This window comes from Candidatus Cryosericum hinesii (genome assembly GCF_003570985.1).
In the GTDB taxonomy this organism is placed as follows: Bacteria; Caldisericota; Caldisericia; order Cryosericales; family Cryosericaceae; genus Cryosericum; species Cryosericum hinesii.
In genome coordinates this window covers 1-3,499 of the sequence record NZ_QXIW01000037.1, presented here as the reverse complement: position 1 = coordinate 3,499, position 3,499 = coordinate 1, and the positions used below count along the sequence as shown (strand labels likewise).

Below are 3,499 nucleotides of genomic sequence, written 5' to 3'. Positions count from 1 at the left end.
AGGGGCTTGCCGACCACCATGCTTCTGCCAACCACCGTTACGCGCTTGCCTCTCACGTCAATGGCATAGTGAGCCAGGACTTCCATGACGGCTTCGGCTGTGCAGGGAGCAAAACCACTTTCATCTCCCGAGAATACTTTCGCAATATTGACGGGGCTCATACAGTCGATATCTTTTTTCGGATTGATCATGTTCCTGACTGATTGTTCGTCCAGCTGTCTGGGGAGGGGCCTGAACAGCAGGATACCGTGGATATCAGGATTGTTGTCGACAGCCGAGAACTCTTGTTCAAAATCTGCCTGACCAATCGATTCTGACAACTCGATCACTTTGCAGCGAATGCCTACGCCCCCCATCTTCTTGATGGCACCACGCTCATACGCCAGATCGTCCGGCCGCGCGCCGACCCTCACGATGCCAAGTTGCGGGACAATTCCCTTCCGGGCAAGCTTCTCCACTTCACGCAGCAGTTCTTCCTTCATCGCAGCAGCCACTTCGGAACCTTTCATGATGATGCTCATCTGGTCACAGCCTCCATTTTTCTTTGTCTATCCTGTCAGCCTTGGCAGTTCCTTCCGTCAACGAGACGTCCACGTTCTGGTCGACATGCCCAGCGGACGGAACCTTCGACCCATACATATGATAAACACACTCTCAGGAATGCCAAGAAGAATCTGTGTCAGCGATCTGTGAAGGGTACCCCTTGCACGAAAAGACGACCTTCGTATACTCTCAAAGGGTTACGTGCCCCGGTACTCAGACAATGGGGGAACAGTATGCTCAAAGGCAGGCACCTGCTTGACCCGACGGACTTCAGTCCTGGGGAGCTCGACGAGATTTTCGACTTCGCTGACCTGATCATTCAATCTCCCGCTCAATTCAATCACCTGTGTGACTCTTCCATTCTCGCAACACTCTTCTACGAACCCTCCACTCGTACCCGTTTCAGTTTTGAGGCTGCCATGCTCCGTCTCGGCGGGAGCGTTGTCGGCTTCTCCGAACCAACCTCCAGTTCAGTCGCCAAGGGCGAGAGCGTCGCGGACACCATCCGCACGGTAGCATGCTACGCCGACATCATCGTCATGCGTCACCCCAAGGAAGGGGCGCCGCGCATCGCCAGCCAGTACTCTCCCGTCCCCGTCATCAACGCAGGCGACGGCGGTCACCTGCACCCGACCCAGACGCTGACAGACCTCCTGACCATCCGTTCAGTGAAGCACCAGCTGACGGGACTCACGATCGGTTGCTGCGGCGACCTCAAGTTCGGCCGCACGGTCCACTCACTTATCAAGGCCGCCTCACGCTACCCGGACAACCGGTTCGTGCTCATCTCGCCCAAGGAATTGCGCGTCCCCGACTACGTCACCGCGGACCTGGCTGCAAAAGGCATCGCATTCCAGGAGGTCGAGCGCCTCGATGAGGTCATCGGCGACCTGGACATCCTGTACATGACCCGCGTCCAGAAGGAGCGCTTCTTCAACGAAGACGACTACGTCCGCCTCAAGGACGTCTACATCCTGAATGCCGAAAAGATGCGCCTCGCCCGAAAGGACATGATCGTCATGCACCCGCTGCCGCGCGTCGGGGAGATCGCCTACGACGTCGATAGTGACCCGCGTGCCTACTACTTCAAGCAGGCCAAGTTCGGCATGTTCGTGCGCATGGCCCTGATTTCGAAACTCCTAGGAGCGAGCTGAGATGTTGACCATTACGAGCATCAAGAATGGCATCGTCATCGACCACATCCGCGCAGGCCTGGGCATCCGCATGTTCTACGAGCTGGGTCTGGACAAAGCTGACTACACGGTCGCCCTCATCATGAACGCCACCAGTACGCACATGGGGCGCAAGGACATCATCAAGATCGAGAACAACGTCGACTTCGATGTCACAATGCTGGCACTCATCGATCCGAACGTCACCGTCAATGTCATCGAAGACGAGCACATCGTGCGCAAAGTGAAGCCCGAGCTGCCCGAGCGCGTCGAGGACGTTATCAAGTGCAAGAACCCCCGCTGTATCACCTCCGTCGAGAAGTACATACCGCAGGTCTTCACACTGGTGAATCGTGAACTCGGCCAGTACCGCTGCCAATATTGCGACGAGATCTACACGGTCGGCAAGGACTGAGGAACAATGGTATCTGACACCAAATCACTTCTCATACACGGGGCACACGTAGTCGACTCTGCCCATGACGGAGCAATGGATATCCTTGTCCGGAGCGGTGTCATCACCACCGTCGGGAGGGGACTTTCCTCTGACGGCGTTGCTGCTGTCGAAGCGGGCGGGCTTACGTGCCTGCCTGCTTTTTGCGACCTGCATGCCCACTTCAGGGACCCCGGGCTGACGCACAAGGAAGACCTGGCAAGCGGAAGCCATGCAGCCGTGCGTGGCGGGTATACAGCCGTCAACCTCATGGCCAACACGAAACCTGTCATCAGCACGTATGCGCAGATCAAGGATGTCCTCACGCGTGTCAGGGACATCGGCCTCATCGACGTGCACCAGTGCGCCTCTATCACGAAGAACATGGACGGCATGACAGTCGACCACCTCGAGACCCTGGGTCATTCCGTGCGCATCATCAGCGATGACGGACATGACGTCATGGACGCCCGCGTCATGCTGCAGGCGATGACAGCCGCCGCAAGGCTGGGTCTGACGGTCATGTGNNTGATGACGCACCGCAACATCGAGCTGGCGCGCGCAGCCGGCTGTCGTCTGCACATCGCACACGTCAGCACCGAGGGCTCCATGCGCGCCGTCATCGCAGCCAAGGAACGAGGGCAGGCGGTCACGTGTGAAGTCACGCCGCACCACCTGGCACTGACCAGCGCAACCAACTACCGCGTCAACCCCCCACTGCGGACACAGCAGGATGTAGACTTCCTGATCCATGCCGTGGAACAAGGGTGGGTCGATGCCATCGCCACCGACCACGCACCCCACACGACGGATGACAAAGCCGCCGGCGCTCCCGGCATGGTGGGTCTGGAGACCGCCTTCGGCGTCTGCACCACGACACTGGTCCGCCCAGGACACATCACGCTCGCACAGCTTACCGAGCTCATGAGCACGAATCCAGCACGCATCCTGGGCCTGAACAAGGGCTGCATCGCCCCCGGCTACGATGGGGACCTCGTGCTCGTCGACCTCAACACGCCGTGGACAGTCGACGCAACGACATTCGCAAGCAAGGGGCACAACACCCCATTCAACGGCCAGACGCTGATCGGCCGCGTGATCATGACCATCAAGGCGGGAAAGATCGTCTACGATGACACCACATCGAACCGGGAGGAACGCCAATGATCGTCGACAAGCTGTTTAATGCAGTAGCAATGCGCGGCCCCGTCTGCGTCGGCCTGGATACGTCGCTCGACTATCTGCCGCCTGAGTTCCGCGCAGGGTTCGCGGGTCCCGGCGAGGCCCTGTTCCAGTTCAACCGGCGTATCGTGGACGCCACGATACCAAGCTGCGCATGCTTCAAGCTGCA

Annotated in this window: 4 protein-coding genes and 1 pseudogene; 4 read left to right on the top strand and 1 reads right to left on the bottom strand. The window is 58.7% G+C overall.

Annotated features, from left to right (window positions below; genetic code table 11):
- Positions 1 to 521: tetrahydrofolate dehydrogenase/cyclohydrolase catalytic domain-containing protein (locus SMC3_RS09030; RefSeq protein WP_207799741.1), on the bottom strand; the 521-nt coding region annotated here is incomplete at its 3' end.
- A gap of 255 nt (positions 522 to 776) precedes the next feature.
- Here SMC3_RS09030 and pyrB point away from each other — a divergent pair.
- The 4 genes and pseudogenes from pyrB to SMC3_RS09010 form a co-directional block, all read left to right on the top strand.
- Complete coding sequence (gene pyrB, locus SMC3_RS09025; protein WP_119090081.1) at positions 777 to 1,697, top strand: aspartate carbamoyltransferase; 921 nt, start codon at positions 777 to 779, stop codon at positions 1,695 to 1,697.
- Position 1,698: 1 nt separating this feature from the next.
- Complete coding sequence (locus tag SMC3_RS09020) at positions 1,699 to 2,130, top strand: aspartate carbamoyltransferase regulatory subunit (RefSeq protein WP_119087654.1); 432 nt, start codon at positions 1,699 to 1,701, stop codon at positions 2,128 to 2,130.
- Positions 2,131 to 2,205: 75 nt separating this feature from the next.
- The gene (locus tag SMC3_RS09015) at positions 2,206 to 3,315 is read left to right on the top strand and encodes a dihydroorotase (protein ID WP_207799740.1); all 1,110 of its coding nucleotides are present in this window, start codon (positions 2,206 to 2,208) and stop codon (positions 3,313 to 3,315) included.
- A pseudogene (locus SMC3_RS09010) lies at positions 3,312 to 3,499 on the top strand (orotidine 5'-phosphate decarboxylase); the annotation flags it as partial. The gene SMC3_RS09015 and the pseudogene SMC3_RS09010, both read left to right, overlap by 4 nt.

What these genes read in the sequence shown, in the direction of transcription:
- pyrB (WP_119090081.1), top strand. Translation starts at nt 777, where the DNA reads ATGCTCAAAGGCAGGCACCTGCTTGACCCGACGGACTTCAGTCCTGGG.
- SMC3_RS09020 (WP_119087654.1), top strand. Translation starts at nt 1,699, where the DNA reads ATGTTGACCATTACGAGCATCAAGAATGGCATCGTCATCGACCACATC.